The organism is Rhodococcus sp. NPDC055112 (assembly GCF_053607505.1).
Window position 1 is genome coordinate 1 of record NZ_JBSGTR010000070.1, and the last position, 26,282, is coordinate 26,282.

A 26,282-nucleotide genomic window follows, 5' to 3' on the forward strand; every position below is an offset into this window, starting at 1 on the left:
GCCTCGTTCCGTATCGGTCGGCTGTCAGGGTGCGGTGACGGCGAGGCCGATCGTGCCGGTCTTGCCGCGGCGCAGCAGGCTGCCCTTGACCGTGAGCCAGCCGAGGATCCCGTACTTGCGGGTGATGACGTCGCGGGCGTGCTCCGTCGCGGCCTCGTCGAGCACCACCGCGGTCGCCTCGATCGCGTCGCCCTTCTGATTCCCGCGGACATCGCAGGCCGCGACCGTCACCCGCGGGTTGCGACGGATCCGCTTGACCTTCCACGAGTCGGTGACCGTCCACAACAGCAGGCGGTCGCCGTCGAGCGCCGCCCACAGCGGGGTCGGGACCGCCGAGCCGTCCTTGCGGAAGGTGGTCAGCAGGACGTACTTGGCGGCACCGATCTCGCTCAGCGTTGGGCTCATGCGCACCAGCCTAGGGGCACCGGACCGACTACTCCCCCTCGAGCTCACCCTCGGTCTCGAGGTAGACCTGTCGCAGCCCGTCGAGCGTCTGCTGATCGGGCTGCTCCCACATGTCGCGCTCGGCGGCCTCGAGCAGTCGCTCCGCGATCCCGTGCAGGGCCCAGGGATTGGACTCGGTCATGAACTTGCGGTTCTGCTCGTCCAGCACGTAGGTCTCGGCGAGCTTCTCGTACATCCAGTCCGCGACGACGTTGGTCGTGGCGTCGTACCCGAACAGGTAGTCGACGGTCGCCGCCATCTCGAAGGCGCCCTTGTAGCCGTGCCTGCGCATCGCCTCGAGCCAGCGCGGGTTGACCACCCGCGCGCGGAACACCCGGGCGGTCTCCTCCGACAGCGTGCGGGTGCGGACGGCGTCGGGGCGGGTGCTGTCGCCGATGTAGGCCTCCGGCGACTTCCCGGTCAGTGCGCGGACGGTGGCGACCATGCCGCCGTGGTACTGGAAGTAGTCGTCGGAGTCGGCGATGTCGTGTTCGCGGGTGTCGGTGTTCTTGGCGGCCACCGCGATTCGGCGGTAGGCGGTGCGCATGTCGTCGGAGGCGGGCGCGCCGTCGAGGCCCCGGCCGTAGGCATAGCCGCCCCAGGTCATGTACACCTCGGCGAGGTCGGCGTCGTTGCGCCAGCTCTTCGAGTCGATCAGCTGCAGCAGTCCCGCCCCGTAGGTCCCCGGCTTGGACCCGAAGATGCGAGTGGTGGCCCGGCGGTCGTCGCCGTGCTCGGCCAGGTCCGCCTGCGCGTGCGCACGGATGTAGTTGCTCTCGGCGGGCTCGTCCAGGGCCGCGACCAACCGGACCGCGTCGTCGAGCAGCGCCAGCACGTGCGGGAAGGCGTCCCGGAAGAATCCGCTGATGCGGACGGTCACATCGACGCGGGGCCTGCCCAGTTCCTCCAGCGAGATGACCTCCAGGCTGGTGACGCGGCGCGAGGCCTCGTCCCACACCGGCCGGACGCCCAGCAGGGCAAAGACTTCCGCGATGTCGTCGCCGGAGGTTCGCATCGCGGAGGTGCCCCAGACGGACAGCCCGACGGAGCGCGGGTACTCGCCGTGATCCGCCAGGTAGCGCGCCAGCAGCGATTCGGCCATCGCCTGACCGGTCTCCCAGGCCAGCCGCGACGGCACCGCCTTCGGATCGACCGAGTAGAAGTTGCGGCCGGTGGGCAGCACGTTGACCAGACCGCGCAGCGGTGACCCGCTCGGCCCTGCGGCGATGAAACGGCCGTCGAGTGCGCGCAGCACCTGCGCGATCTCGCCTGCGGTCTGCCGCAGCCGCGGCACCACCTCCGCCGCCGCGAACTCCAGTACGGCCACCACCTGCTCGCCGTGGTCGGCGCCGATCCGCGCCGCGGCGGCCGGATCCCAGTCCGCGGCCTGCAGGTCCGCGACGAGCCGGTGCGCGATCTCCTCGACCGCGTCGACCCTGGTGCGGGCCTCGTCGCCGTCCTCGCTGAGCCCCAGCGCCTCGCGCAGGCCGGGCACGGTGCGTTCGCCGCCCCACATCTGCCGGGCCCGCAGGATCGCGAGGACGAGGTCGACCTCGGCGTCACCCTCGGGTGCCTTGCCGAGAATGTGCAGCCCGTCGCGGATCTGCACGTCCTTGATCTCGCACAACCAGCCGTCGACGTGCAGCAGCATGTCGTCGAAGACGTCCTCCTCCGGGCGCTCCGCGAGGCCCAGGTCGTGGTCCATCTTCGCCGCGCGCATCAGCGTCCAGATCTGCTGGCGGATCGCGGGCAGCTTCGCCGGGTCGAGCGCCGAGATGTTGGAGTGCTCGTCGAGCAGCTGCTCGAGTCGCGAGATGTCGCCGTAGCTCTCGGCGCGTGCCATCGGTGGGATCAGGTGGTCGACCAGGGTCGCGTGGGCGCGGCGCTTGGCCTGGGTGCCCTCGCCCGGATCGTTCACCAGGAACGGGTAGATCAGCGGCAGCTCACCGAGCGCGGCGTCGGTGCCGCAGGACGCGGACATGCCGAGCGTCTTGCCGGGCAGCCACTCCAGGTTCCCGTGCTTGCCGAGGTGCACCACCGCGTCCGCGCCGAAGCCGCCCTCGTCCTGACGGGCGGCCAGCCAACGGTAGGCGGCCAGGTAGTGGTGGCTGGGCGGCAGATCTGGATCGTGGTAGATGGCAACGGGATTCTCGCCGAACCCGCGGGGCGGCTGCACCATCAGGACCACGTTGCCGACCTGCATCGCCGCGATGACGATCTCGCCCTCGGGGTCCGAGGACCGGTCCACGTACAGCTCGCCGGGCGCGGTGCCCCAGTGCTTCTCGACGCCCTCGCGCAGGTCCTGCGGCAGCGTGGCGAACCACTGGCGGTACCGCGCCGAGGAGATGCGGATCGGGTTGCCCTCGAGCTGCTCCGCCGTCAGCCAGTCCGGGTCCTGCCCGCCCGCCGCGATGAGCGCATGGATCAGGGCGTCGCCGTCGCCTGCCGCCAGGCCGGGCAGCGCGTCGTCGCCGTCGAGCGGCCCGAGGTCGTATCCGGCGGCGCGCATCTCGGTGAGCAGCGCGATCGCGCTGGCCGGGGTGTCGAGGCCGACTGCGTTGCCGATGCGGGCGTGCTTGGTGGGGTAGGCGGAGAGCATCAGCGCGATCCGCTTGTCCGCGAGTGGGATGTGCCGCAGCCGGGCGTGCCGTACCGCGATGCCCGCGACCCGGGCCGCCCGCTCGGGGTCGGGCACGTACGCGGTGAGGCCGTCGGCGTCGATCTCCTTGAACGAGAAAGGAACCGTGATCAGCCGGCCGTCGAACTCGGGCACAGCGACCTGCGTCGCGACGTCCATCGGCGAGAGGCCGTCGTCATTGGACTCCCATGCCTCGCGGCTGCTGGTCAGGCACAGGCCCTGCAGGATGGGCACGTCGAGCGCGGCCAGTTCGGTGACATCCCAGGCCTCGTCGTCCTCGCCTGCCGATGCGCCCGCGGGCTTGGTGCCACCCGCCGCGAGGACGGTCACGACCATCGCGTCGACCTTGCCGAGCGTCGCGAGCAGCTCCGGCTCGGCCGTGCGGAGCGAGGCGCAGAAAATGGGCAGTGCGTTGGCGCCCGCGGCCTCGATCGCGCGGCACAGTGCCTCGACGTACTCGGTGTTGCCCGCCAGGTGCTGGGCGCGGTAGTAGAGCACCGCGATGGTGGGGCCGTCGATCTGCGCGACCGCGCCCCGCTCCAGGTGACCCCAGGTGGGGGTGTGCACCGGCGGCTCGAATCCGTACCCGGTGAGCAGCACGGTGTCGGTGAGGAAGTGGTGCAACTGGAGCAGGTTCTGCGGGCCGCCCTCGGCCAGGTACGAATGCGCCTCGGCGGACACGCCGCCCGGCACCGTCGAGTGCTCCATCAGCTCGGCATCCGGGGCGAGCTCGCCGCCGAGCACCACGGTCGGCAGGCCCGCGGCGAGGACGGCATCGAGCCCGTCCTCCCAGGCGCGGCGGCCGCCGAGGATGCGCACCACCACCAGCTCGACCCCCTCGAGCAGACCGGGCAGGTCGTCGACCAGGAGCCGGGACGGGTTCGCCCAGCGGTACTCGGCACCGCTGGCACGGGCGCTGAGCAGGTCGGTGTCGGACGTCGACAGCAGCAGGATCACGGTGAGGCCTCCTCGGGGTTTCGCGCCCCATCGGTACGGAACGGCAGCGGCGGAGGGTCTGGCTCCCCGGTGTCCGCGGGTAGCGGGCGGACGGGTGACAGTGGCGCGACCGCACCGGATTCCCACCGGTTTCCTCTCGAGCTGCCGCAAGCGCCGCTGATGCTACCGGTGCCGGGACGTAGCCTGGAGACGATGTCCGCTGAACCGAACACCCCCGACCGTTCCCGCCCCGACGCCTGCCCAGGAGCCCTCCAGGTGCACCAGGCGGCGGACGGCGCGCTGGCCAGGGTGCGGCTGCCCGGCGGATACCTCGAACCCGGTCAGCTCCAGGCGCTGGCCGAGGCCTCCCGCGAACTCGCGGCGGGCGAACTGGAGCTCACCTCGCGTGGCAATCTGCAGCTGCGCGCGGTCACCGACCCCGGCCGCTTCGCCGAGCGGCTGGCCGAAATCGGCCTGCTGCCCTCGGCCACCCACGAACGGGTACGCAACATCCTCGCCAGTCCCCTGTCCGGGCGGATCGGTGGACTGGTCGACGTGCGCGACTGGGTGCGCGATCTCGACCGCGGCCTGTGCGCCGACCCGGTGCTGGCGCAACTGCCGGGTCGGGTGATGTTCTCCCTCGACGACGGTCGCGGCGACGTCTCGGGGCTGTCCGCGGACCTCGGTCTGCACGCCGTCGGCGCCGACGAGGTGGCCCTGGTCCTGGCCGGCCGCGACTCCGGCGCCCGGATCCCCGCGGTGGACGGGGTGACGGTGCTACTCGAGGCCGCCCGGCACCTGCACGAGATCCGCGGGGACGAGTGGCGGCTGCACGAGATCGACGGGGGTCCCGCGCGGATTCTCGCCGGCCTCGGCCTGCGGGCCACGGCGGAGCCCGTCGACCTGGCGGGCGACGGGGCCGGACCGATCGGCTGGCTCGATCACGGCGACGGCGGCGTCACCCTGGCCGCCGGTCTCGCGCTTGGCACGATCCCCGCGCGCACCGCCGAGTTCCTCGCTGCCGTCGGCACGCCCCTCGTCGTGACGCCGTGGCGATCGGTACTGCTGTGCGACCTCGACGAATGGACCGCGGAGCAGGTGGTGCGGGTGCTCGCGCCGATGGGCCTGATCTTCGACGCGGGCTCGCCCTGGCTGCAGGTCAGTGCCTGTACGGGAAGCCCCGGTTGCGCCAAGTCCCTTGCCGATGTCCGCGGTGACCTCGGTGCGGCGGTGGCGGCCGGGGAGCTGCCGGTGGAGGGCAGGCAGCACTGGGTGGGCTGCGACCGCAAATGCGGCAGGCCCCGCGGGGAGGTCGTCGACGTGGTGGCCACCGGCGACGGCTACCGGGTGGACCGACGGCCGCGCTGACCCCATATCGTGTGGCGCATGACCGACTACATCCGCGACGGCGCCGAGATCTACCGTCAGTCCTTCGCCACCATCAGGGCCGAGGCTGACCTCGGCCGGTTCCCGGCGGACGTATCGCAGGTGGTGGTGCGGATGATCCACGCGTCGGGACAGGTCGACCTGGTCGACGACATCGCGTTCACCCCCGGCGTCGTCGAGTCCGCCCGTGCCGCGCTGCGGGCAGGCGCACCGATCCTGTGTGACGCGACCATGGTCGCCGCGGGGGTCACCCGCAAGCGGCTGCCCGCGAACAACGAGGTGCTGTGCGCCCTGGCCGATCCCCGTGTCCCCGTGATCGCCGAGCAGCTGGGCAACACCCGATCCGCCGCAGCGCTCGAGCTGTGGGGCGACAAGCTGGACGGCGCGGTTGTCGCGATCGGCAACGCGCCGACCGCGCTGTTCCACCTGCTCGACATGATCGATCAGGGCGCCCCGCGCCCGGCCGCGATCGTGGGTGGACCGGTGGGGTTCATCGGCGCCGCCGAGTCCAAGGACGAGCTGATCGCCCGCGGCGGCTCCGAGTACCTGGTCGTCCGCGGCCGCCGCGGCGGCAGCGCGATCACCGCGGCCGCGCTCAACGCCATCGCCAGCGAGGTGGAGTGATGGTGGATCACGTCACCCCCGGCAAGCTCTGGGGCATCGGGCTCGGCCCTGGCGACCCGGAGCTGGTCACGGTGAAGGCGGCCCGGATCATCGCCGAGGCCGACGTCATCGCGTTCCACAGCGCCAGGCACGGCCGCAGCATCTCGCGTGCCGTCGCGCAGCCCTACATGCGAGAGGGCCAGATCGAGGAACACCTGGTGTATCCGGTGACCACCGAGACGGTGGATCACCCTGGTGGCTATCAGGGCGCGATCGACGAGTTCTACACCGCCGCTGCGCAGCGACTGGCCGAGCACCTCGAGGCTGGCCGCACGGTGGCGCTGCTGGCGGCGGGCGATCCGCTCTTCTACAGCTCCTACATGCACATGCACAAGCGGCTGCAGGACCGGTTCGAGGCGGAGGTGATCCCGGGCGTCACCTCCATCAGCGCGGCCTCGGCGGCGCTCGGCACTCCCCTCGTCGAGCGCGACGAGATCCTCACCGTGCTGCCGGGAACGCTTCCCGTCGAGGAACTGACCAGGCGGTTGCGCGAGACGGATTCGGCCGCGATCCTCAAGCTCGGCCGCACCTTTCCCGCCGTGCGGCAGGCGCTCACCGATTCCGGCCGGCTCGCCGAGGCGAGCTACGTCGAGCGGGCCAGCACGCCCAAGCAGCGGGTGATCGCGGCCGCCGACGTGGACGAGTCGCAGGTGCCGTACTTCTCGATCGCGCTGGTGCCGAGTCCGTCGAACAACGGTGCCGCGGCGGAGCGGGCAGCGTCGACGGGGCAGGCGACGGGATACGTCACCGTGGTCGGGCTCGGGCCCGGCGACGACGCGTGGACCACCCCCGAGGTGCGCGCGGAACTGGCTCGCGCGACCGACATCGTCGGGTACACCACCTACGTCAACCGGGTGCCCGTGATCGACGGCCAGAACCGGCACGCGAGCGACAACAAGGTCGAATCCGAGCGTGCGGCCATGGCATTGGACATGGCCAAGCGTGGCGCGCGGGTGGTCGTGGTGTCGTCCGGCGACCCCGGCGTGTTCGCGATGGCGGCCGCGGTGATCGAGATGGCCGCCGACGACCAGTGGTCCGGCGTCCCGGTCCGGGTGTTGCCCGGCATGACCGCGGCCAACGCCGTCGCGAGCCGGGCAGGCGCCCCGCTCGGCCACGACTACGCGGTGATCTCGCTCTCCGATCGACTCAAGCCGTGGGACATCGTCGCCAAGCGGATCTCCGCGGTGGCCGCGGCGGACATGGCGATCGCCGTCTACAACCCGGCGTCACGCTCGCGCACGTGGCAGGTCGGCGCGATGCGGGACCTGCTGCTCGAGCATCGCGATCCCGCGACCCCGGTCATCATCGGCCGTGACGTCGCGGGTCCGCAGGAGAGCGTGCGGATCGTCACCCTCGGTGAGCTCGACCCCGCCGAGATCGACATGCGCTGCCTGCTGATCATCGGCTCCTCGTTGACCACCGTGGTCGACGGCGCCGAGGGCGCCCTGGTGTTCACGCCTCGCCGCTATCCCGCCTGAAGTTCCTGCGCTGAACCCGTTTGACGCGGTTGGGATTCCGCACAAATGGGTGACACGCGAGGACTATTGGACGTACGTCCAACAGTATTCGAGTGACCCGGCTAGGATCACGGAATGGGAAGTAGGCTCACCGGGGATGAGCGGCGCGCCACCTTGGTGATGAGCGCGCTGGAACTGGCCAAACGTGGCGGGATGGACGCCGTCACCATCAGGGCGGTCGCCGCGCATACGGGCGTATCGATCGGCATGGTCCAGTATTGCTTCGAGAACAAGGAAGAGCTCGTGGTCGCGATGGCCGAGCAGCTCGTCCTCGAGCTCAGTGGCTCCGCCCGCATCACGTTCGACACCCTCATCGATTGGTCGGAGTTGCGTGGCAGGCAGGGCCTGTACAGGCTGATCCGAACGGGGCTCGAGTGGGGCTGGCCGGTGATCGAGGCCAACCCGGAGCGGCGGCTGCTGACCTACGAGATCATGACCCAGTCGCTCCGCCACCGCGATGCCGGTTTCCCTCGCGCGGGTGCAATCGCCATTGCCCAGCGGGAGCACATGACCGCAGAGGTCGCGGCCTTCCTTGAGGAATGTTCGCGCGGAACCGGAACCTCGTGGACCGAGCCGGTTTCCGCGATCGCTCGATTCGGACTCGCCGCCCTGGACGGCTTGGTGCTGCGGTGGCTGGTCGATCGCGACACCGAGGTGACGAAACGGCATCTGGACGCGTTGGCGCAGGCGGTGGCAGCCAAGGCGGTCGAGGTGCCCGCCGATGACGAGTCAGCAGGCGACGGCGAGTAGCCAGCGCTCCGCCTCGTCGACCCCGTCGAACACCGTGACGCCGAGCGGATTCGGCGGCCGCCGGACCATAAGGACGGGGATGCCGAGCTCACGCGCCGCCGTGAGCTTCGAGACCGTCAGGTCGCCCCCGCTGTTCTTGGAGACCAGCACGTCGATGCGGTGCTCCCGCATCAACGCAGACTCACGGCCGATGTCGAAGGGGCCGCGGTCGAGCAGGAGCGTCATCCGGGCCGGTGTCGGGCCCTGCGGCGGATCGATCGCTCGGACCAGGAAGTCGGCGTCCACCGCGGCGAATCGGTCCACGCCCTGCCTGCCGATGGTGAGGAAGACCCTCCGGCCCAGCTCCGGCAGCGCGGCCGCGGCAGCCTCCAGTGAGTCCACCTCCAGCCAGTTGTCACCCTGGTGGGGCGACCACGGTGGCCGATGCACCATGGCGAACGGGATTCCCGCCTCGGTCGTGGCCGCTGCGGCGTTGCTCGAGATGCGGGCGGCGAACGGGTGGGTGGCGTCGAGCACGGCACGGATGGCGTTGTCGCGAAGCCAGTTCCGCAGGCCCTTCACTCCCCCGAAACCGCCGATCCGCACCTCGCCCTCGGGCAGCCGCGGGTCGCGGACCCGGCCTGCGAGCGACGAGACGACCTCGACATCAGGTGACTCCGACAGCCGGGCCGCAAGGGATCGGGCCTCGGAGGTCCCGCCGAGGATCAGCACGCGCACCGTCGGCGCCATCAGTGGTCGGTTCGACGCCGCGAGGCCGAGTACAGGTAGCTGTCCGGGAATCCCTCGGCACTCAGTACCCGGCCGACGATGATCACGGCGGTCTTGGTCACCCCGGCCGCGTGTACCTGGGCGGCGATCGAGTCCACGGTCCCCCGCAGGATGATCTCGTCCGGCCGGCTGGCGAACGCGACCACGGCGACCGGGCAGTCGCCGCCGTAGGGCGCGCGCAACTCCTCGGCGACCTGATCGATGCGGTGCGCGGCCAGATGGATGACCAGCGTGGCCCCACTCGCCCCGAGGGTCGTCAGGTCCTCGCCCGGTGGCATGGCGGTCGACAGCGTGGAGACCCGGGTGAGGACGATCGACTGGGACACCCCTGGGACGGTCAGCTCGCGCCCCAGCGCCGCCGCGGCCGCGGTGAACGCAGGCACCCCGGGCACGATCTCGTAGCCGACACCCGCCGCGTCGAGGCGGCGCGCCTGCTCGGCGACCGCGCTGTAGATGGACGGGTCGCCCGAGTGCAGCCGCGCCACGTCCAGCCCGGCCCGGTCGGCGGCGATGAGGCGGTCGGTGATCTCGTCGAGGCTCAGCCGCGCCGTGTCGACGATCTCTGCGCCCTCGGGGCACATCGCGAGGAGCTCGGCGGGGACCAGGCTGCCCGCGTACAGGCACACGGGGCTCCGGCCGATGATCCGCTGGCCGCGCACCGTGATGAGGTCTGCGGCGCCGGGGCCCGCTCCGATGAAATGGACGGTCACTTGGCTTGTTCCTTCTTTGTTGCGATCCACTGGGCGACGGGCAGTTGTGGCCGCCAGGCGGTGAACCCGCCGAGCGGCCCGCCTCGATAGACCTGGAACTTGCGCAGCGTCCCGCCGTGCAGTCCGTGCCACCGCAGCACCAGGGTCTCGGATTCCGCGGTCACCGCGTTCACCACCATCCGGCCGCCGGGCGGCAGTCGGTCCCAACATGTCTCGAACACACCGTCCGCGGTCACGCCGCCGCCGAGGAAGATCGCGTCCGGGATCGGCGCGTCCGCGAGCGCGTCCGGTGCGGCGCCGCGGATCTCGAGCCCGGGCACGCCGAGGCGACGGGCGTTCGTCGCGATCCGGGCCGCCCGATCGGGATCTTGCTCGAAGCCGATTGCACGGCAGCTGGCGTCGGCACGCATCCACTCGATTCCGATGCTTCCCGCTCCCCCGCCGACATCCCACAGCAGCTCGCCCGGAGCGGGGGCGAGGGCGGACAGGGTCAGTGCCCGGATCTCCTGCTTGGTGAGCTGGCCGTCGGACTCGTACGCCTCGTCGGGAAGGCCGGGAAGCCGGGTGAGCCGGGGCCCGGCGGCGTCACGCACACAGCGGACCGCGACGATGTTGAGCGGGTCGCCCGTCGGGTGATCCCAACTGTCCGCCCGACCCCGCACGATCCGCTCTCGATCGCCGCCGAGTTGCTCGAGCACGGCGAGTTCACTACCGCCGTAGCCGTTCTCGCGGAGCAGCGCGGCCAGCGCCGCCGGGGTGCCGGCGTCGCGACTGAGCACCAGCAGCCGCCGATGGTCCGCCAACTCCGGGGCGATCACCTCGACAGGCCTGCTCACCACGCTCACGACGGGGGTCTCGTGCAGCGCCCAGCCGAGCCGGGCGCACGCCAGCGAGGCCGAGGAGGGGTGCGCGATCACCCGCACCCGCTCGGGTCCGACGAGGTTCACCAGGGTCACCCCGATGCCATGGAACATCGGGTCGCCGCTGGCGAGCACGCACACCCGGCTGCCGTCGTGCTCGGCGAGCAGGCCGGGCAGCGCGGGCACGAGGGGCGACGGCCATGGCACCCGGAGAGCATCCGAGTCGGCCGGGACCAGGTCCAACTGACGCGGCGAGCCCATCAGCACCTCGGCGCCGGTGATCGCACGTTGCGCGTTCGGCGACAGCCCGGGCCACCCGTCCGCGCCGATGCCGACGACCGTCAGCGATTCGGTCATCGCGGCATCCGTCGCCAGATGCGTTGTGGCAGCATCCGCATCACGACGATGGCCAGCCGCAGCATGCCGGGGACCCACACGCGCTCGCGGCCCCGGCGCAGCGCCTTGACCACCGCGTCCGCGACCTGACCGGGGGTGCTCGACATCGGCGCCGGGGTCATCCCCTCGGTCATCTGGCCGATGACGAAGCCGGGCCGGACCAGCAGCAGGCTCACGCCGCTGCCCGCGAGGGCGTCGCCGAGGCCGCTGGCGAAGCCGTCGAGCCCGGCCTTGGCCGAGCCGTACACGTAGTTCGCGCGCCGCACCCTGGCGCCCGCGATCGAGGAGAACACCACGATCCGCCCAGATCCCTGCGCACGCAGCAGCTGGGCGAGGTGCGTGAGTACGGCGACCTGCGCGACGAAGTCGGTGTGGATGACGTTGACCGCGTGCTGGGCGTCCGTTTCGGCGCGGGCCTGGTCGCCGAGGATGCCGAAGGCGAGCACCACGACGTCGATCGGGCCCAGCTCGACGATCTCCGACAGCACCCGCCCGTGGTCGGCGAGGCGGTCGGCGTCGAACTCGACGGTCTCGACCGAGGTGGCGCCCGCGGCGAGCACCGCCCGGCGCTCGTCTTCGAGCTCGCCGCTGCGCCGCGCTGCCAGGACCACGGTCCGGCCGGGGGCGAGTCGGGTGGCCACTTCGAGACCGATCTCGCTGCGGCCTCCGAGGATGACGATTGATCCGACACTCATGCCGTCAAGTGTGCTGGACTACGGTCGGCGCATGGCCCGCACCCCCTTCAACCCAGCAGATCTTCCGGCCGAGGCGCACGCCTTCCTCGCCGATCGTCACCTGGCCACCCTCTCGACGCTGCGCCGGGACGGTACCCCGCACGTGGTGGCGGTCGGGTTCACCTGGGATCCGGAGAGCCGGCTCGCCCGGGTGATCACGAACGGTGGATCGCAGAAGGCGATCAACGCCGAGCGTCGCGGGTACGCCGCCGTCACCCAGATCGAGGGCCCCCGGTGGCTGACCCTCGAGGGGCCCGCGACGGTGCGCTCCGACCCCGATGCGGTGGCGGACGCCGTCGCCCGTTACGCCGCCCGGTACCGCCAGCCGCGGGAGAACCCGACGCGGGTGGTCGTCGAGATCGAGGTGCGGCGGGTCATGGGCCTCGGCACCCTGCTGGGCCGCTGAGGTCTGACGCTCGACGCATCCCGCCGCGGTCGACTAATGTGATCTAGGTCATACATTGCTCGTCGGGGGACTCGGCCGTGTCCCACCGCGACCGGTCCGGCAATGACATTCGGACCAAGGGAGCAGCGATGCGCGCTCTACACACCACCCAGATGATCCTCACGCTCGCCGCCCCCGCGGCCGCCGCGGTCCTGATCGCGGGGCCGGCCGTCGCGCTGCCGCCGCACCCGTTCGGGCTGCCCGCGCTGACCATCGGGTGCCCCAACCAGGCCAGCCCGATGTCGATGACGGCCGCGACCGGCCAGACGGGGCCAGAACCGGGGATCGGGCCCGGGGAGATCAGGTTCCAGTCCTTCCCCGCGGCGCCGCCGATCCCAGCGGCCGGACAGGTCACGGTGGCGTGGTTGAACTCCACCACCGGTCAGTCCGGCGTGGTGAATCTCGAGGGGGCGTACCCGTACCAGTCCAAGACCGTGTACACCGGGCACGGCGAGGTGACCGCCGCCGCGTTCACCTCGATCACCCTGGGCCCGGCGGTGATCTGTCAGAACAGTCCGACGGTCGGGACGTTCATCGTGTAGCGCACCGGATCCACGGGGTCACTCGGCGGCCTCGACGAACACCGCGGCGTCCTCCCTGCCGAACTGGTCCTCGAGCGTCTCCGGCGAGTAGTCGATGTCGATCTCCTCGAGCGGGCGGCCGCGGGCCGATTCGATGGCGACGAGCCTGCGCTGCGCCCTGTCTGCCGCATAGTCGACGAATTCCTGTTCGTCCAGCCCGAACGGCTGGACTTCGAACTGCTTGTTGACCCAGTCGATCATGCCGAGTGCGAGCGGCATCAGCTCGCCCATCCGCTGCTGGACCACACCCCAGTTCGAGTCGTCGGCGGCGACGTGACGCCTGCAGGTGAAGGTGCCCCACGCCATGTGCCTGCGCTCGTCGACGCCGATCCGGCGGATCAGTTCCTGCATCCCGGGCAGGATCCCCTCCTTCGTGCACACCTTCTGCCACGCGAAATAGCCCGTCAGGGCGAGGCTGCCCTCGATCACGTGGTTGTAGGTGACGCTGGCCCGCACCTGGTTCGCCGGACTCGGGTCGGTCTCGAGCACGCCGAGCGCGCCGGGGAGCTCCTCATAGAACAGGGTGCGGTAGTAGGGGTTCTCCGCAACGAACGGATGCAGATCGCCGGTGAGACCGACCGCGTCCATCCACAGCCGGAACACCTGCGTGTGCTTGGCCTCCTCGAAGCAGAACTGCGTCAGGTACATCTCGTCGCCGAGCCGCCCCTCCGCGGACATCGCCTTCATGAACGGCTGGATGTCCTCGGTGACGGCCTCTTCGCCCGCGATGAACTGGGTGCACAGGTAGGTCGCGCTGCGCTGCTGTTCGCTGTTGAGCTCGCGCCAGTCCTGGGCGTCCCGGCGGAAGTCGATGATCGCCGGGTCCCAGAACAGGGAGTTCCCCTTGGCGAAGAGCCGCAGCGGGAAGGAATCCCAGTTCAGTCCGCCCGCGCGGATCGATCCGAATCCCTGCCTGGTCGGTGAGGAAACAGTCATGTCGGCGCTCCTGTGGTCGCGGTGTGATTCGCGAATACCCATTCACCATGGTTCCACGCGGTCAGGACCTGTCAAGGAATCGCAGGTTCGGGCCGCTCCTCGATCAACGCCACGTATCGGCGTCGGCGGGTTCGCGTCACGGTGTCGCGGTCTCCGCCTCCCCACCTTGGCGAGCGCGGGGGCGTAGCTCGTCCAACTTCTCGCGCAGCGCGGCCTCGGCGGTGCGCGCCTCGCCGGTGTCGAGGCGGGCCCGCTCGAGGTCGTCCCTGAGGGTGTCGGCGCGTTCGCGGGCGGCGTTGGCCGCCGCCCGCTCGTGGTCGACGGACTTCTCGAGCCGCGCGGCGGTTGCCGCCGCAGTGGTCGCAGCGAGTTCGGCCGCGGCGCGCATGTCGGCGATGCGTTGCTCGGCCGAGGCGACTACCTGTGCGAGGCGCTGTTCGGCCGCGACGCCTGCCTGCTCGGCACGCTGCTCGGAGGCGGCCGCGGACTGTTCGGCGGCCGCGGCCCTTCGTTCGGCCGCCTCCGCAAGGGACTGCGCCTCGCGGAACCTACTGCGCAGGTCGTCGAGGTCGGATTCTGCGGCAGACAGGCGGGTGTCGCGATCAGACTCAACGGCCGCCACCCGCTCGGTCGCGGCGCGCAGCGCCCCCGCGTGTGCCTGTTCCTGGCTCCGGAGCTCGGCCTGGTGGTCCGCGGACAGTCGTTCGAGTTCGAGCCGGTGATCCGCGACGGCGGCGGAGAGCTCGGCGTCGACCGCGTCGACGGCGGCCTCCGCGTTCGCCCGATCCTCCACCGCGGCCTCGTGGCGTGTCCTGAGCTCGGCCAGGTCCGTCTCGTACTTCGCCTTCGTCTGCGCGAGTTCGACGGTGGCGCGGTGCAGTGCGGCGTCGAGCGCGTCCGGGTCGCTGAGCTTGTCCACGGCGGCGGTGATCTGCCGGGCGAACACGTTGAACTGCTCGATCGAGGCGGCGGTGACGGTTCGGAGGTCCTCGAGTGTCCGTTCGAGGACCCCGACCACCTCGCTCGGCGTCGCGGTTGCGAGCGCGTCGAGTTCGCCCTGCTGCTCGCGGGCCTTCCTGCGTGAGCGGAAGGCCCGGACACGGTCTGCGTCGCTGGCGTATTGGCGGGGCCGTCCTGGTCGCGGCTTCGGTTCCTCGGCAGCGTCCGCGCCGTTCACGTCCTCGGTGTTCACGTGCAATCCCCTGCTCGTTGCGGATTCGTCCTTATAGTTACGTTACATTGCAGGTTACGTTACGAGTTCCGTAATGAAACGATGATTCTTGATCGTCATAATCCCCACTTATCGTGAGTTACTGACCGAGGGGTTCTCGGCTCGGAATCGTGCGCCGAACCGTCGATGAGACGGATTCAGAAAAGTGGGTTGCCGACAAGGCGACGGGACGAGCGAGGACTGACGGGCGCTGTGCCGCGCCGCCGCGGTGGGTGACGTGGATGCCGTTACGTCACGTGACGGGCTGGCCGAGATGTCGCCGCCGTGACCGGTCCTGGCGGCCGCGAACTGTCGGATCGGCCACGTATCGTCCTGTGTCGTGGCGGCCGAACTCGAATACCTCACCGCAGGCGACGCATCGGCCGGAGCACTCGCGGTCCCGGTCGACGCGGCCGCGGTCATGCAGCGCCTGCGCGTCGAGTCCGTCTCCCCCAACACCCGCGCCGCGCAACTGAGCGACTGGAGCAACTTCACTCGCTGGTGCAAGCGCGTCGGCCGGGAACCGTTGCCCGCCTCTCCCGACCTCGTCGGCTGGTTCCTGGCCGAGAAGTCCTCGGAGGTGCGGCCGGACGGCCGACCCGCCTACGCGTCGTCGACGATGACGCGCTGGGTCGCCTCGATCAACAAGATCCATTCGCTCGCCGGCCATCCCAAGCCGGGGCAGTCCTCCGCCGTGCGCGAGATCCTGCGTGGTATCGCCCGTACCAGGGCCACGCCGCCGATTCGCCGCGAGCCGCTGCTCACCGCCGACATCCGCAGCATCGTCGAGTCCATGCGCGCGCGGTCGGCACGCGGCTCGTGGGCCGACCGGGCGGCCGAGCGGCGGGACACTGCCCTGCTGCTGCTCGGACTGACCGGCGCGATGCGGCGATCGGAACTGTCGGGGCTCGCGGTCGGCGACGTCGTCCCGCACCGGGCGGACGGACTGTACGTGACGATCCGCCGGTCGAAGACCGACCAGGCCGCGGCGGGACGTACGGTCACACTGCCATACGGCTCCGCCGAGATCACCTGCCCGGTGTGCGCATACTGGCGGTGGCGAGAGGTGCTGGACGCGTGGGACCGGGACGGCAAACCCGCGGTCAGCGCTTTGCTCGCGGAGCCGGACACCGAACCCATCACGCATCGTTGCCGTGGCGCACTCGGGCGCCGTGAGTCCGAGGTCCGGCCGTTGTTCCGGCCCGTGCACCGTACCGGTGGCGTCGGTGCCAATGCCATGTCCGGACAGGCGATCGCGTCGATGATCAAGCGCCGCGCCGTCGGGGCCGGGTACGCCGAGGAGTTCGTGGCCCTGCTCGGCGGGCACAGTCTCCGGGCCGGATTCGTGACGCAGGCGGTCCGCAACGACGCGAGCGCAGAACAGATCATGACCCAGAGCGGACACACCGACCAGCGGATGATCGCGATCTACTCCCGCCAACACGCGGGCCTGCACGGCAACGCCGTCACCGCGCTCGGCCTCTGACGAGCGCCGTCGACGGCCGACGACCGTTCAGCCGGCTGACCAACGCGCGCCTGAGCATCACAGCCAGCTCTGCCCTCGCGGTAGGGGCGGGCACGGGCCACCCCTACCGTGAGCCGGAATCAGGCGCGCGGTCGCAACGTCGCGAATGCGAGACCGGCTGCCACAACCATGAGCACCACGGCGATGCCCGAGGTGTATACGACTCCAGTACCGAACGCCGCGTTCGCGGAGTCGAGCAGCGTGGCACCTTGCTCGCCCTGTAGGTCCGCCGCGACGTGATGGGCAGCGCCGAGCGTCTCACCGGCTTCCTTGGTCGCGTCCGTGCCAACGCCCTCGGGCACAACGAGGTTCATCCGATATACCGCCATCAGTATCGAGCCGAGGACCGCCGTACCCATGACGGCACCCAGTTCGTAGGCCGTCTCCGACACAGCCGAGGCTGCACCGGCCTTCTCGGGAGGTACCCCCGACACGATCAGGTCGTTGGAAATCGACTCGGCCGCACCGATTCCCGCGCCGAGGATCGCGAAGGCGATCAGAATCGGCCCGACCGCTGTCGGCGATGCGAACACGAGCACGGTCAGGTACCCGAGCGCGGACAGAAGCAAGGCAATGACGACAATCGCCCGGGGTTGGAAGCGGCGCACGAGCGGAACGACTCCCAGCCCCGCGACGACCATGACCCCGAGGCCTGGCAGGAGTCCGATTCCGGCTTGCATCGGGCTCTGTCCGACCACGAGCTGGAGGTGCTGAGAGACGAAGAACAGGAACCCGACGAGCGAGAAGATACTGATCAGGTTCACCGCCACCGCCCCAGAGAAGGTGGGAACGGTGAACAGTCGCATATCGAGCATCGGCTCGTCCCTGCGCAGCTGGCGCCGAACGAACAACGCGATGGCGATGACACCGACGACTGCGGGCACCACGGTCTGCGCGGCGGGTCCGCCGTGGGCGATGTTCTTGATCGCGTACACGATGGGCGCGAGGCCGAGCAGTGAGAGCAGGATGCTCACGGGGTCGACCGGGCCCGGCTTCGGATCCCTGGACTCGGGCACAAAGATCGGGGCGAGAATCAGCAGGGGAATCAACACCGGCACGGCGAGCAGGAACACCGAGCCCCACCAGAAGTTCTCGAGCAGGAATCCTCCGACGATCGGGCCGAGCGCGGCACCTGCGGCGAAGCAGGATGCCCACACGGCGATGGCAAGTCGCCGCTGTGTCGGGTCGATGAAGATGTTGCGGATCAGCGAGAGTGTCGACGGCATGAGCATCGCGCCGAAGAAGCCGAGAAGCGCCCGCGCCGCGATCAGCGCCTCGGGCGTGGGCGCGTAGGCGGCCAGTGCGGATACCGCCGCGAATCCGGTGGCTCCGACGAGCAGCAGCCTGCGCCGGCCGAGGCGGTCGCCCATGCTGCCCATCGAGACGAGCAACCCGGCCAGCACCAGTGGATAGACGTCGATGATCCACAGCTGCTCGGCCCCCGTCGGTCCAAGCGACGAGGAGATCGACGGCAGTGCGAACGCGAGCACCGTGTTGTCCACGGAGACGAGCAGCACGGGCAGCATCAGCACGGCCAGTGCGATCCATCCGCGAGGTCCCACCCTCGGGGTGGTCGGTGTTTGTCCTTGTGTGAGGACGCTGGTCGACATAGATATCAGGGCTTTCCGTCTCGGAGTGATCGGTACCGGCAACTATACCGTCCAGACGGTACAGTGCTAACGTCCAACCCGTGCCCGCCACCAAGTCGAAGCTGCTCGACGCGTTCATCGAGATCCTGATCAACCAGGGTGAAAGATCCGCGACCATCGAAGCCGTCGCGACGACGGCCGGCGTCTCCAAGGGCGGGCTTCTCTACCACTTCGGCTCGAAGGACGCACTGGTCGAGGGCCTGATCGCGCGCCTCGCCGAGCTCGCGACCGCGGACGTGAAAGCGATGCGCACTGCGGCTGAAGGTGCCGCCGCGTACTACGTGCGCACCTCGGCCTTTGAGAACTCAGCCCTCAGCCTCGCCCTCGTCGCGACCGCCCGACTGAGCCAGGGCGAGAACGTCAGCGCAAGGCAGGCGCTGGTGCGCATTCAGCAGGATTGGCTGGAGGCGCTCATCGATGAGGTCGGCGATCCCTCGGCTGCACGGGCGATCGTGCTGCTCGGGGACGGCCTCTACTACCGGGCTGCCGTCTCGGGCAACGACCTCGCGCCCTCCGAGGAAGAGATGGACGGCCTCCTCGAGATCGTTCGAATGATCATCAGATGAGCCGTTCGTCGTGTTCGGCCGAACGGCCTGACCCAGCACTGAGTGCCCCGTGCGGGCCCGGGCGACCGGGCCCGCACGGTTGATCCTGAACCGCGCCTGTGGGAGGGGTAGTGCTGATCAGTAGCTGGCGGCCACATCCAGGATCCAGGTGACGGCGTAGCGATCGGTCAGCATCCCGAAGGCCGGTGCCCACTGGGCCGGTCCGAGTTCTTCGATGATCTGTGCGCCATCGGACAGCTTGGCCCACAGGGCTGCGACTTCCTCCACGTTGTCGCCGCGCAACGAGACGAAAAACGGGGAATTGGTCACGGTGGTCCCGTTCTCCCGGCGGGTCCACACCGGCGCCGATCCCAGCGCATCTGCCTCGGCGTGGGCGGGTACGTCGTAGCCCATGATGGTGAATCCGTTCTCGGCGACGACCTGGCCGAAAACCACGTTGTCCGCACCAGGCAGTTCCTTGGGCATACCGAAGTCCGCATAGCTGGCCAAGGACAGCTGACCGCCGAAGACCTGCTGATAGAAGCTCAATGCGGCGCGAGCCTGGCCGGCGAAGTTGAGGTGGGTGGCAGCGGCGACGGTCATGGTCTCTCCCTACTCGGTTTCCCCCAATGCTTTGGGTTGTGGCCATCGTGGCAGCAGTACAGGACAGTTTGTGTCCGCTACTGGGTGCATGATCGAGAACATGCCGAGCAACTCTTCGACGGTGACCTCGCAACGTTTGCTGACCTTGTTGTCATTGCTGCAAGCCACCCGGGAATGGTCGGGTGGGGCGCTGGCCGAACGGCTCGGCGTCAGTGAACGCACCGTGCGCCGCGACGTGGACCGGTTACGAGAGCTCGGCTACGAGATTCGAGCCACCAAAGGCCCCGACGGGGGGTATCGACTCCAGGCGGGATCCTCCACCCCGCCGATATATTTCGATGACGATCAGGTCGTGGCCATCGCGATCGCGCTCGGATCGGCGTCCGGCACCGGCGCAGGCATCACCGACTCGGCGGCCCGCGCATTGGCCACCGTGCGTCAGGTGCTTCCCGGCCGGCTACGCGCCCGAGTCGATGCCGTCGAACTCACCGCGATCGACCGCACCGGCGGCGCCGCGGTTGCGGTGCAAGCGAGCCCAGATGTCCTGCTCGCGCTCGGTGCGGCGATCCGCGCCCACGAGGAACTCCGCTTCGACTACGACACCGACGGCCGGCCCGGCCTCCACGATCGACCACCACGACAGGTCCAGCCACACCACTTGGTGCCCTGGTCAGGCCGCTGGTACCTGATCGCCTGGGAGCCAGGGCCAGGCCAGTGGCGCACCTACCGCGCCGATCGCATCACCCCGAGAATCCCGACCGGACCTCGATTCACCCCGCGCACCGTGCCGGGTGCAGATGTGGGTGCGTTCCTCTCGGCCCGGTTCAAAGGCGCCGACGACACTTCCTCAGGGTGGCCGTGCACAGGTGAAGTCGTCCTGCACGCACCAGTCGCGGCCGTGGCACCCTTCGCCCGCGACGGTGTCGCGGATCCCCTGGATTCGCAACGAACTCGCCTGCGACTGGGCTCCTGGTCCTGGCCCGCCCTGGCCGCGTTGTTCGCACAATTCGACGCCGAGATCGACGTCCTCGGACCACCAGAACTCGTCCACGCGTTCGCGCAACTGTCCGCCCGCGCCGCACGCGCGGCACGGGCACAACCGCCGGGTCAGTCCCCGAGCACCGTCAGTCCGTGCGGGCGGGAGTTCATCGGCTCGCAGCCGTCGGCCGTGACGACCACGATGTCCTCGATCCGGGCGCCCCAGGCACCGCGGAAGTAGATGCCCGGTTCGATGCTGAAGGCCATGCCCTCGGCGAGCTCGATGCGGTTGCCTGCCACGATGTACGGCTCCTCGTGGACGGACAGGCCGATGCCGTGGCCGGTGCGGTGCACGAACACGTCCGCGAGACCCTCCGCGGCCAGCACGTCGCGGGCGGCGGCGTCCACGGACTCGGCCGTGACGCCGGGGCGAACCGCGTCCACGGCCGCCCGCTGCGCCCGCTCCAGCACCGCGAACTGGGCGGCAACCTCGGCAGTGGGCTCACCGAGGCTGTAGGTGCGGGTCGAATCGGAGTTGTAGCCGGGCTCGACCGGACCGCCGATGTCGACGACGACGACGTCCCCCGCTCGGATCGTCCGATCCGAGACCTCGTGGTGCGGGTCGGCCCCGTGCGGACCGGACCCGACGATGATGAACTCCGCCGCGGTGTGGCCCTCTTCGATGATCGCGGCATCGATGTCCGCGGCCACCTCCGCCTCGGTGCGACCGGGCCGCAGCCACTCCGCCATCCGGGCATGCACCCGGTCGATGGCCGCACCCGCGCGCCGCAGCGCGTCGATCTCGGCCGGGTCCTTGATCATCCGGAGTTCGCGGAGCACGTCCGTGGCCAGGACAGGCGGTGCACCGAAGGCCGCGGTCAGCGGGATGACGTGCAGCGCGGGCATCGCGTCGGCGACCGCGGTCCGTGCGGGCGAGGGCAACCCCGACGCCACCAGGGCGTACGGGTCGACACCGTCCACCCAGTCCCGCACCGTCAGGCCCAGTTCCGCGGTCGCGGAATCGCCGAGCGCCGCCAACTCCAGCCGCGGAACCACCACGGAGGCAGTGGATCCATCGGCGGGAATGACGAGGCAGGTGAGCCGCTCGAAGGAATCCGCCCGCGAACCGAGCAGGTACCGAAGGTCCGGGCCAGGAGTGATGAGCAGGGCGTTCAGCCCTGCAGCCGCGGTGAGTTCGGCGGCCCGGCGCAGGCGTTCCGCGTAGATCGCGGTCGGGAAGCGCGCGGGCGCCTGCGTTTCTGGATTGCCGGATGGGGTGCTCGCGGAACCGCCGTGGGAACTCATGCCACTCAGGTTAGTTCGGTTTGGCAGGATGAGGGCCATGACTGGCCCCCTGCTCCTCCTCGATGGCGCGAGCCTGTGGTTCCGCGCGTACTACGCGCTGCCCGAATCGTTCACCTCCCGCGACGGGCGACCGGTCAATGCGGTCCGCGGGTTCACCGACATGGTCGCCTCGCTGATCACCAGGCATCAGCCCGAGCGGCTGGCGGTGTGCCTGGATCTGGACTGGCGGCCGCAGTTCCGAGTCGACGCCGTGCCCTCGTACAAGACCCATCGCGTCGCGGTCGAGACCGAGGTGGGTCCCGACGTCGAGGAGGTGCCGGACACGCTGACGCCGCAGGTCGACATGATCCTCGACGTGTTGGCCGCGGCCGGTATCGCGACCGCAGGTGCCGCGGGCTTCGAGGCGGACGACGTGCTGGGCACCCTCGCCGCCCGCGAACGCGCCGACGCGGTCGTCGTGGTGAGCGGCGATCGGGATCTGCTGCAGGTCGTCGCCGACGAGCCGGTGCCGGTCCGGGTGCTGTACGTCGGGCGCGGACTGTCGAAGGCCGAACTGTTCGGTCCGCTCGAGGTGGCCGAGAAGTACGGGGTGCCCGCGGATCGACCGGGCCCCGGGTACGCGGAGCTGGCTCTGCTGCGCGGCGACCCCTCCGACGGGTTGCCCGGTGTCAAGGGAGTCGGCGAGAAGACCGCGTCGTCGCTCCTGCTCGAGTACGGGTCGGTCGAGGCGCTCCGCGCGGCCGTCGACGATCCGAAGTCCGGCCTGGCCAAGGGGATCCGGGCCAAGCTCACCACCGCCTCCGACTATCTCGATGCCGCGCTGCCGGTGGTCCAGGTGGCCACCGACGCGGCGGTCGAGATGTCGCGTCCGGACCCGTTGCCCGTCGCGCCGGTGGACCAGGAGCGGCTCGCGGCGCTCGCGGACGAACTGGCGATCGGGGCGTCGATCGGTCGGCTGACGAAGGCGATGGCCGCACCGAGGAACGGGTACGGCGGCTAGGCCTTGGCTGACGATGCTCGTCACGACGAGAGTTCGGACGTCGACTGGTTCTGGGACGTTGTGGAGGATTCCTCGCGGAGCCGTGATCGCCTTCGCGAAATTCTCGGACGACTGCCGAAGGACGCCATCTACAGGTTCCAAGATCTGTTCTTGGACTTCGCCGCCGAGCTACAGGACGAGCCATACCGGTCCCATCTCGGGCCCGACGAGTCCGAGGACGGACTCGAAGATGCGGCGCAGTGGGTCGTCAGCCAGGGGCGCGTGAGATACGAGGCGATTCTCGCCGAGCCGAGCCGGATGCCATCACACATCGACGGCGGTGATCCAACCAATCTCGGCGGGCTCGCGTACGAGGTCTATCACGACCGGTTCGGGGAGCCACTGGACCTTCTCTAGGGCTGTCCGGCAAGCATGTGAGTCGTTGTGCGCGCTGACGTCCGGGAGACGCGGTTCAGGTGATGCTGACCTGAGCGTGGCTAGGTCAGGAAGGCGACGAGGGCCTCGGCAAGCGTCTGACGGGCGACATCGAGGTCTGAGGTGAAGCCGAGCTGGCGCTCGTTGCTCAGGCCCCGCACGGCCGCAGGTAGCAGGCACCGCACCTGGTCCAACTTGACCGGGTCGAGGTCGAGGCCGTCCATCAGGTAGTCGAAGCCCTGGATCCAGTCGTGCTCGCGGGCGGCGAACGCCGCTGCCGTCCTCGGGTACTCGGCGACGATGTCCGAGCGTCGCGGCGGCAGCCATGTCCGTAGCGCGGTGAGCGCCCGTCCCTCAGGTGTGTCCAGATAGATCCACACGGAGTCGATGGCGCCCTCGACCCGCTCGCGCAGCGAACCGCTCAGTGCAGGCCACGGACCCGGGATCTCGCCCCAACTGCGGGAGTGGATCTCGGTGATCACCGCGACCCACAGGCCGTCGAGGTCGCCGAACTGGTGCTGCACCGTGCCCCAGGTCACGCCCGCTTCCTTGGCAACGCGGTTCGCCGAGACCGGTTCGCTGCCGCCCTCCGCCAGGCAGCGGATGGCCACATCGAGCAGCCGTGCCCTGGTCTCGAGGCCGCGCTTGTTCAGGCGCGTACCGGCGGCCGATGTCGTGACCGGGTTCGGGACGGCCACCAGCCACTGTTCCAGGGCCCGGGCGGCTTGTGGGGACTCGCTCGTCACGACCCGCACGTCCTCGACACTCGATCCGCGCCAACAGGAGTCGACGTTGTTGACATCTCGGTCCGTCCTACGTGAAGGGTGTGCGCAAGACCGGGGCGACGCCCGCGGTCTTGCGCACAGTTTATCGGCGGCCTGTCAGGCGAACCGTCCTGGATTCGCCGAGACGGCCCGGCGCAGCGTCGGTCGATCGGCGCGATAGGCCTCGACGACCGGCGCCAGTTCCTGCGGAGTCGCCCCGTGCATGATGACCGAGTGCACGCCAAGGTCGTACTGGCGGGCGATGGTCTTCGCACAGTCCTCCGGCGACCCCGAGGCGGCCGAGTCCAGCCATTCGTCGGGGAGCATCGCGGCGAGCTGCTCCAGCGTCTCGACCGATGCACTGGCGTCGATGGGGCCCGCTGCGGCAGCGTTCGCGTAGAGCTCGGTCTGGCGCATCCGCTCCCATACCGCGGGGTCCCAACCATTGGCGCGGATCAGCACGTCCGCGTAGGCCTGCAGGTAGGTCACGAGCCGCCCTGCCCTGCGGCGTAGGCGGTCCTCCTCCGGCAGGTTGTCGCCGATCGTCGCCAGACAGGCCCAGATTCGGACGCTGTCTGGGTCCTTGCCCGCTCGCTCGGCGCCGCGACGCACGGCTTCGACGGACGCCACGGTCGCCTCGTCGGAGAAGAACGTGTGGAGCACGACGAAGTCTCCGATCTCACCCGCGAGTTCCATCGTCTTGGGGCCGACCGCCACGAAGCCGATGGGCGGCGCGTCCTCCAGTCCGTTCGCATGGCGCAGCATCGGCCACTTCCCCGCCGGCCCGTCGTGGTCGAGGATCATCTCGCCGTCCCACAGGCGACGCAGGATGTCGATGAAATCGCGTAGACGGGCCTCGGTCACGACGGGAAGGCCGATTGCTCGCCAGTAGTCGGCCATGCCCCGGCCGAACGCCATGGAATAGCGCCCCTCGGTCAGCGCGTGCATCGTCGATCCCATGGTTGCCGTGACGGTCGGGTGCCGGGTGTGATGGTTGGTCGACGGGGCGATACCCAGGCTGGTCGTGCAGCCCGCCAACGCGCCGGACAGGACCGCGGCGTCCTTCACGGTGAAGCGCTCGCCGACGTGGCATGAGCCGAGGCCGAGCTCCTCCGCCGCGCGGGCCTCGGAGAAGAGCACCCTTGCATCCGCCGGGTGCCGGGTGACGGCGTAGTAGCCGAGTTCGTTCAGTTGCTCGCTCACGGGGCCACCTCGTCCAGGCCGTCGAGGAGGCTCTCGAACAGTGATCGGTGATGCATCAGTGACTCGATGTCCTCGGGGCGCTCGATCTCCCCGAAGTGGATGGACCGCGCCCCGGTACGCATGAACAGGATGCCCCAGTTGACCGCGCTGTGGACGTGGTACCAGAGCAGGTCGCCGATCTCGACGCCGGTCAGCGCGGCGTACTCTGCCACGACTTCTTCCTCGCGCATGAAGTCCGGCATGCCGGGGAGGCCGAAGGTGGTCGTCATCGACTCGAAGACCCGGTGGGCGAAGATCAGCCAGGACAGATCCAGCTCGCGCGGACCGATGCTCGCCATCTCCCAGTCGAGGACTCCGACCGGCTCGAAGTCGGCGTACATCACGTTACCGAGCCGGGCGTCGCCCCAGATCAGCACGGACTCGGTGGTGGCCGGCAGGTTGGACTCGAGCCACGCAAGGGCGCGCTCGATCAGCGGTGAGCGCTCGAGGTCACGGATCGCGAACTCGTACCAGGCGCGTGTGCGGGCGAGGTTGCGCTGCAACGCGGTTGCGCCTGCCTGCTTCGGGTCGAGGAAGGCAAAGGCCTCGTCCGCTCGCGGGATCGCGTGCAATCCCGCGAGCGCCTTGACGGTGCAGTCCTGCAGACGCCGCTGGTCCGCCGGCGACGCCTCGAAGAGCCAGTTGCCGCCGAAGTTGTACGGCATCACGTCGGGTGGGACGACGCCGGTGAGACGGTCCATGAGGAAGAACGGCATCCCCAGTACCTCGCCCGACGGCTCCATGAAACCCACGCGGGGCACCGGGACGTCACTCAGCTCGCCGATGATCCGCATCGTGTCGAACTGGTGCTGCAACGCGTAGTTCTCGAGGACGGGGAAGTCCTCGGCCGACGGAACGACGCGGGCCACGTACTCGGCGGTGCGTTGCTCGCCGTCCTCCCGCCACGACGCGTCGAAAACAAGGGTCTCGGAGGACATCCCGTTGGCGTCGATCCCGGAATGAAGGGTGACGGTGGGCTCCGCGCCCTCGGGGAGCTTGGTGGCGAGCCACTTGGCCAAGGCGGCAGGCACGACGGCCATGTCTCGGCTCGTGCGTCGCAACTTCATGTCAGGTGGTTGAGCATTCGTCACATTTCCTCCAGGTGTCACGCGCGACCACGACGGCGCCAACCGTCGGCCCTTGGACCAATTGTCAATGAACCTTCTCAAAGAATTGGCGGCGCTGTACACGAATCCGTCAACACCCTGCAATCCGGTGACGGTTCAGGCGGCAGCAGCGAGACACCGTGGCGGAAAACGAATCCGACCGTCCACCCGACGCCC

The 26,282-nt window shown here is 69.8% G+C and carries 25 protein-coding genes; 11 read left to right on the top strand and 14 right to left on the bottom strand.

The window, feature by feature from the left end; all coding sequences use genetic code 11:
- Window positions 1-24 precede the first annotated feature (24 nt).
- Together ACWFRB_RS23135 and cobN are read right to left on the bottom strand one after the other, a co-directional pair.
- A complete protein-coding gene (locus tag ACWFRB_RS23135) occupies window positions 25-405 on the bottom strand; it encodes a PPOX class F420-dependent oxidoreductase (protein WP_452643581.1) in 381 nt (126 codons plus the stop codon).
- A gap of 28 nt (window positions 406-433) precedes the next feature.
- Window positions 434-4,039, bottom strand: coding sequence for a cobaltochelatase subunit CobN (gene cobN, locus ACWFRB_RS23140; protein ID WP_452643582.1), 3,606 nt, complete (start codon window positions 4,037-4,039; stop codon window positions 434-436).
- A gap of 192 nt (window positions 4,040-4,231) precedes the next feature.
- On the opposite strand from cobN, the gene cobG reads away from it, so the two are divergent.
- From cobG to ACWFRB_RS23160, 4 genes are all read left to right on the top strand, one after another.
- Window positions 4,232-5,386, top strand: coding sequence for a precorrin-3B synthase (gene cobG, locus ACWFRB_RS23145; protein ID WP_452643583.1), 1,155 nt, complete (start codon window positions 4,232-4,234; stop codon window positions 5,384-5,386).
- Between the two features lie 18 nt (window positions 5,387-5,404).
- Window positions 5,405-6,028 carry a precorrin-8X methylmutase gene (locus ACWFRB_RS23150; protein WP_097209736.1) on the top strand — a complete coding sequence of 208 codons (624 nt, stop codon included), beginning with the start codon at window positions 5,405-5,407 and terminating at the stop codon, window positions 6,026-6,028.
- Entirely contained in the window at window positions 6,028-7,545 is a 1,518-nt protein-coding gene (gene cobJ / locus ACWFRB_RS23155) for a precorrin-3B C(17)-methyltransferase (RefSeq protein ID WP_452643584.1), read from the top strand. Before ACWFRB_RS23150 ends, cobJ begins: the two co-directional genes overlap by 1 nt.
- Window positions 7,546-7,659: 114 nt before the next feature.
- On the top strand, window positions 7,660-8,334 hold the full coding sequence (locus ACWFRB_RS23160; protein WP_452643585.1) for a TetR/AcrR family transcriptional regulator: 675 nt from the start codon (window positions 7,660-7,662) through the stop codon (window positions 8,332-8,334).
- Here ACWFRB_RS23160 and ACWFRB_RS23165 read toward each other — a convergent pair.
- From ACWFRB_RS23165 to ACWFRB_RS23180, 4 genes are read right to left on the bottom strand one after another with little or no spacing between them, the layout of a single operon-like run.
- Window positions 8,314-9,063, bottom strand: coding sequence for a cobalt-precorrin-6A reductase (locus ACWFRB_RS23165; protein ID WP_452643586.1), 750 nt, complete (start codon window positions 9,061-9,063; stop codon window positions 8,314-8,316). The two genes, ACWFRB_RS23160 and ACWFRB_RS23165, sit on opposite strands and share 21 nt — an antisense overlap.
- Window positions 9,063-9,812 carry a precorrin-4 C(11)-methyltransferase gene (gene cobM / locus ACWFRB_RS23170; RefSeq protein WP_452643587.1) on the bottom strand — a complete coding sequence of 250 codons (750 nt, stop codon included), beginning with the start codon at window positions 9,810-9,812 and terminating at the stop codon, window positions 9,063-9,065. Before cobM ends, ACWFRB_RS23165 begins: the two co-directional genes overlap by 1 nt.
- On the bottom strand, window positions 9,809-11,029 hold the full coding sequence (cbiE, locus tag ACWFRB_RS23175) for a precorrin-6y C5,15-methyltransferase (decarboxylating) subunit CbiE (protein ID WP_452643588.1): 1,221 nt from the start codon (window positions 11,027-11,029) through the stop codon (window positions 9,809-9,811). Before cbiE ends, cobM begins: the two co-directional genes overlap by 4 nt.
- On the bottom strand, window positions 11,026-11,763 hold the full coding sequence (locus ACWFRB_RS23180) for an SDR family NAD(P)-dependent oxidoreductase (RefSeq protein WP_452643589.1): 738 nt from the start codon (window positions 11,761-11,763) through the stop codon (window positions 11,026-11,028). The genes cbiE and ACWFRB_RS23180 overlap by 4 nt, the downstream gene beginning before the upstream one ends.
- A gap of 31 nt (window positions 11,764-11,794) precedes the next feature.
- Between ACWFRB_RS23180 and ACWFRB_RS23185 the strand changes: the two genes are divergently transcribed.
- Together ACWFRB_RS23185 and ACWFRB_RS23190 are read left to right on the top strand one after the other, a co-directional pair.
- Window positions 11,795-12,208, top strand: coding sequence for a TIGR03618 family F420-dependent PPOX class oxidoreductase (locus ACWFRB_RS23185; protein ID WP_452643590.1), 414 nt, complete (start codon window positions 11,795-11,797; stop codon window positions 12,206-12,208).
- Between the two features lie 128 nt (window positions 12,209-12,336).
- Window positions 12,337-12,789 (top strand): hypothetical protein, encoded by a 453-nt coding sequence (locus ACWFRB_RS23190; protein WP_452643591.1) that lies wholly within the window; start codon window positions 12,337-12,339, stop codon window positions 12,787-12,789.
- Window positions 12,790-12,807: 18 nt separating this feature from the next.
- Here ACWFRB_RS23190 and ACWFRB_RS23195 read toward each other — a convergent pair whose 3' ends face one another.
- Window positions 12,808-13,764: a R2-like ligand-binding oxidase gene (locus ACWFRB_RS23195; RefSeq protein WP_452643592.1), complete on the bottom strand. Its 957-nt coding sequence runs from the start codon at window positions 13,762-13,764 to the stop codon at window positions 12,808-12,810.
- A gap of 136 nt (window positions 13,765-13,900) precedes the next feature.
- Entirely contained in the window at window positions 13,901-14,956 is a 1,056-nt protein-coding gene (locus tag ACWFRB_RS23200; protein WP_452643593.1) for a hypothetical protein, read from the bottom strand.
- A gap of 358 nt (window positions 14,957-15,314) precedes the next feature.
- On the opposite strand from ACWFRB_RS23200, the gene ACWFRB_RS23205 reads away from it, so the two are divergent.
- On the top strand, window positions 15,315-16,460 hold the full coding sequence (locus ACWFRB_RS23205) for a tyrosine-type recombinase/integrase (protein WP_452643594.1): 1,146 nt from the start codon (window positions 15,315-15,317) through the stop codon (window positions 16,458-16,460).
- Between the two features lie 119 nt (window positions 16,461-16,579).
- Here ACWFRB_RS23205 and ACWFRB_RS23210 read toward each other — a convergent pair whose 3' ends face one another.
- On the bottom strand, window positions 16,580-18,109 hold the full coding sequence (locus tag ACWFRB_RS23210; protein ID WP_452643595.1) for an MFS transporter: 1,530 nt from the start codon (window positions 18,107-18,109) through the stop codon (window positions 16,580-16,582).
- An 80-nt stretch (window positions 18,110-18,189) separates the two neighbouring features.
- Between ACWFRB_RS23210 and ACWFRB_RS23215 the strand changes: the two genes are divergently transcribed.
- Window positions 18,190-18,714 carry a TetR/AcrR family transcriptional regulator gene (locus tag ACWFRB_RS23215; protein ID WP_452643596.1) on the top strand — a complete coding sequence of 175 codons (525 nt, stop codon included), beginning with the start codon at window positions 18,190-18,192 and terminating at the stop codon, window positions 18,712-18,714.
- Window positions 18,715-18,831: 117 nt separating this feature from the next.
- On the opposite strand, the gene ACWFRB_RS23220 is transcribed toward ACWFRB_RS23215, so the two are convergent.
- Window positions 18,832-19,296, bottom strand: a complete 465-nt coding sequence (locus ACWFRB_RS23220) for a VOC family protein (RefSeq protein WP_452643597.1) — start codon at window positions 19,294-19,296, stop codon at window positions 18,832-18,834.
- A 121-nt stretch (window positions 19,297-19,417) separates the two neighbouring features.
- Here ACWFRB_RS23220 and ACWFRB_RS23225 point away from each other — a divergent pair, with 121 nt between their 5' ends.
- On the top strand, window positions 19,418-20,515 hold the full coding sequence (locus ACWFRB_RS23225) for a helix-turn-helix transcriptional regulator (RefSeq protein ID WP_452643598.1): 1,098 nt from the start codon (window positions 19,418-19,420) through the stop codon (window positions 20,513-20,515).
- On the opposite strand, the gene ACWFRB_RS23230 is transcribed toward ACWFRB_RS23225, so the two are convergent.
- On the bottom strand, window positions 20,404-21,579 hold the full coding sequence (locus tag ACWFRB_RS23230) for a M24 family metallopeptidase (RefSeq protein WP_452643599.1): 1,176 nt from the start codon (window positions 21,577-21,579) through the stop codon (window positions 20,404-20,406). The genes ACWFRB_RS23225 and ACWFRB_RS23230 overlap by 112 nt on opposite strands.
- 37 nt (window positions 21,580-21,616) lie before the next feature.
- Here ACWFRB_RS23230 and ACWFRB_RS23235 point away from each other — a divergent pair, with 37 nt between their 5' ends.
- Window positions 21,617-22,579, top strand: a complete 963-nt coding sequence (locus ACWFRB_RS23235; protein WP_452643600.1) for a 5'-3' exonuclease — start codon at window positions 21,617-21,619, stop codon at window positions 22,577-22,579.
- A gap of 3 nt (window positions 22,580-22,582) precedes the next feature.
- Window positions 22,583-22,975: a DUF4240 domain-containing protein gene (locus ACWFRB_RS23240; protein WP_452643601.1), complete on the top strand. Its 393-nt coding sequence runs from the start codon at window positions 22,583-22,585 to the stop codon at window positions 22,973-22,975.
- Between the two features lie 80 nt (window positions 22,976-23,055).
- Here ACWFRB_RS23240 and ACWFRB_RS23245 read toward each other — a convergent pair whose 3' ends face one another.
- The 3 genes from ACWFRB_RS23245 to ACWFRB_RS23255 all read right to left on the bottom strand — a co-directional run bounded on the left by ACWFRB_RS23245 (window position 23,056) and on the right by ACWFRB_RS23255 (window position 26,039).
- Window positions 23,056-23,739 carry a TetR/AcrR family transcriptional regulator gene (locus ACWFRB_RS23245; protein WP_452643602.1) on the bottom strand — a complete coding sequence of 228 codons (684 nt, stop codon included), beginning with the start codon at window positions 23,737-23,739 and terminating at the stop codon, window positions 23,056-23,058.
- A gap of 135 nt (window positions 23,740-23,874) precedes the next feature.
- Complete coding sequence (locus tag ACWFRB_RS23250; RefSeq protein ID WP_452643603.1) at window positions 23,875-24,960, bottom strand: TIGR03857 family LLM class F420-dependent oxidoreductase; 1,086 nt, start codon at window positions 24,958-24,960, stop codon at window positions 23,875-23,877.
- A complete protein-coding gene (locus ACWFRB_RS23255) occupies window positions 24,957-26,039 on the bottom strand; it encodes a phosphotransferase family protein (protein ID WP_452643604.1) in 1,083 nt (360 codons plus the stop codon). Before ACWFRB_RS23255 ends, ACWFRB_RS23250 begins: the two co-directional genes overlap by 4 nt.
- Window positions 26,040-26,282 lie beyond the last annotated feature (243 nt).

Bases quoted from the DNA above. Each gene is read 5' to 3' on its own strand.
- ACWFRB_RS23135 (WP_452643581.1), bottom strand. From the start codon at position 405: ATGAGCCCAACGCTGAGCGAGATCGGTGCCGCCAAGTACGTCCTGCTG.
- cobG (WP_452643583.1), top strand. From the start codon at position 4,232: ATGTCCGCTGAACCGAACACCCCCGACCGTTCCCGCCCCGACGCCTGC.
- ACWFRB_RS23150 (WP_097209736.1), top strand. From the start codon at position 5,405: ATGACCGACTACATCCGCGACGGCGCCGAGATCTACCGTCAGTCCTTC.
- cobJ (WP_452643584.1), top strand. From the start codon at position 6,028: ATGGTGGATCACGTCACCCCCGGCAAGCTCTGGGGCATCGGGCTCGGC.
- ACWFRB_RS23160 (WP_452643585.1), top strand. From the start codon at position 7,660: ATGGGAAGTAGGCTCACCGGGGATGAGCGGCGCGCCACCTTGGTGATG.
- ACWFRB_RS23165 (WP_452643586.1), bottom strand. From the start codon at position 9,063: ATGGCGCCGACGGTGCGCGTGCTGATCCTCGGCGGGACCTCCGAGGCC.
- cbiE (WP_452643588.1), bottom strand. From the start codon at position 11,029: ATGACCGAATCGCTGACGGTCGTCGGCATCGGCGCGGACGGGTGGCCC.
- ACWFRB_RS23180 (WP_452643589.1), bottom strand. From the start codon at position 11,763: ATGAGTGTCGGATCAATCGTCATCCTCGGAGGCCGCAGCGAGATCGGT.
- ACWFRB_RS23185 (WP_452643590.1), top strand. From the start codon at position 11,795: ATGGCCCGCACCCCCTTCAACCCAGCAGATCTTCCGGCCGAGGCGCAC.
- ACWFRB_RS23190 (WP_452643591.1), top strand. From the start codon at position 12,337: ATGCGCGCTCTACACACCACCCAGATGATCCTCACGCTCGCCGCCCCC.
- ACWFRB_RS23195 (WP_452643592.1), bottom strand. From the start codon at position 13,764: ATGACTGTTTCCTCACCGACCAGGCAGGGATTCGGATCGATCCGCGCG.
- ACWFRB_RS23210 (WP_452643595.1), bottom strand. From the start codon at position 18,109: ATGTCGACCAGCGTCCTCACACAAGGACAAACACCGACCACCCCGAGG.
- ACWFRB_RS23220 (WP_452643597.1), bottom strand. From the start codon at position 19,296: ATGACCGTCGCCGCTGCCACCCACCTCAACTTCGCCGGCCAGGCTCGC.
- ACWFRB_RS23230 (WP_452643599.1), bottom strand. From the start codon at position 21,579: ATGAGTTCCCACGGCGGTTCCGCGAGCACCCCATCCGGCAATCCAGAA.
- ACWFRB_RS23235 (WP_452643600.1), top strand. From the start codon at position 21,617: ATGACTGGCCCCCTGCTCCTCCTCGATGGCGCGAGCCTGTGGTTCCGC.
- ACWFRB_RS23255 (WP_452643604.1), bottom strand. From the start codon at position 26,039: ATGGCCGTCGTGCCTGCCGCCTTGGCCAAGTGGCTCGCCACCAAGCTC.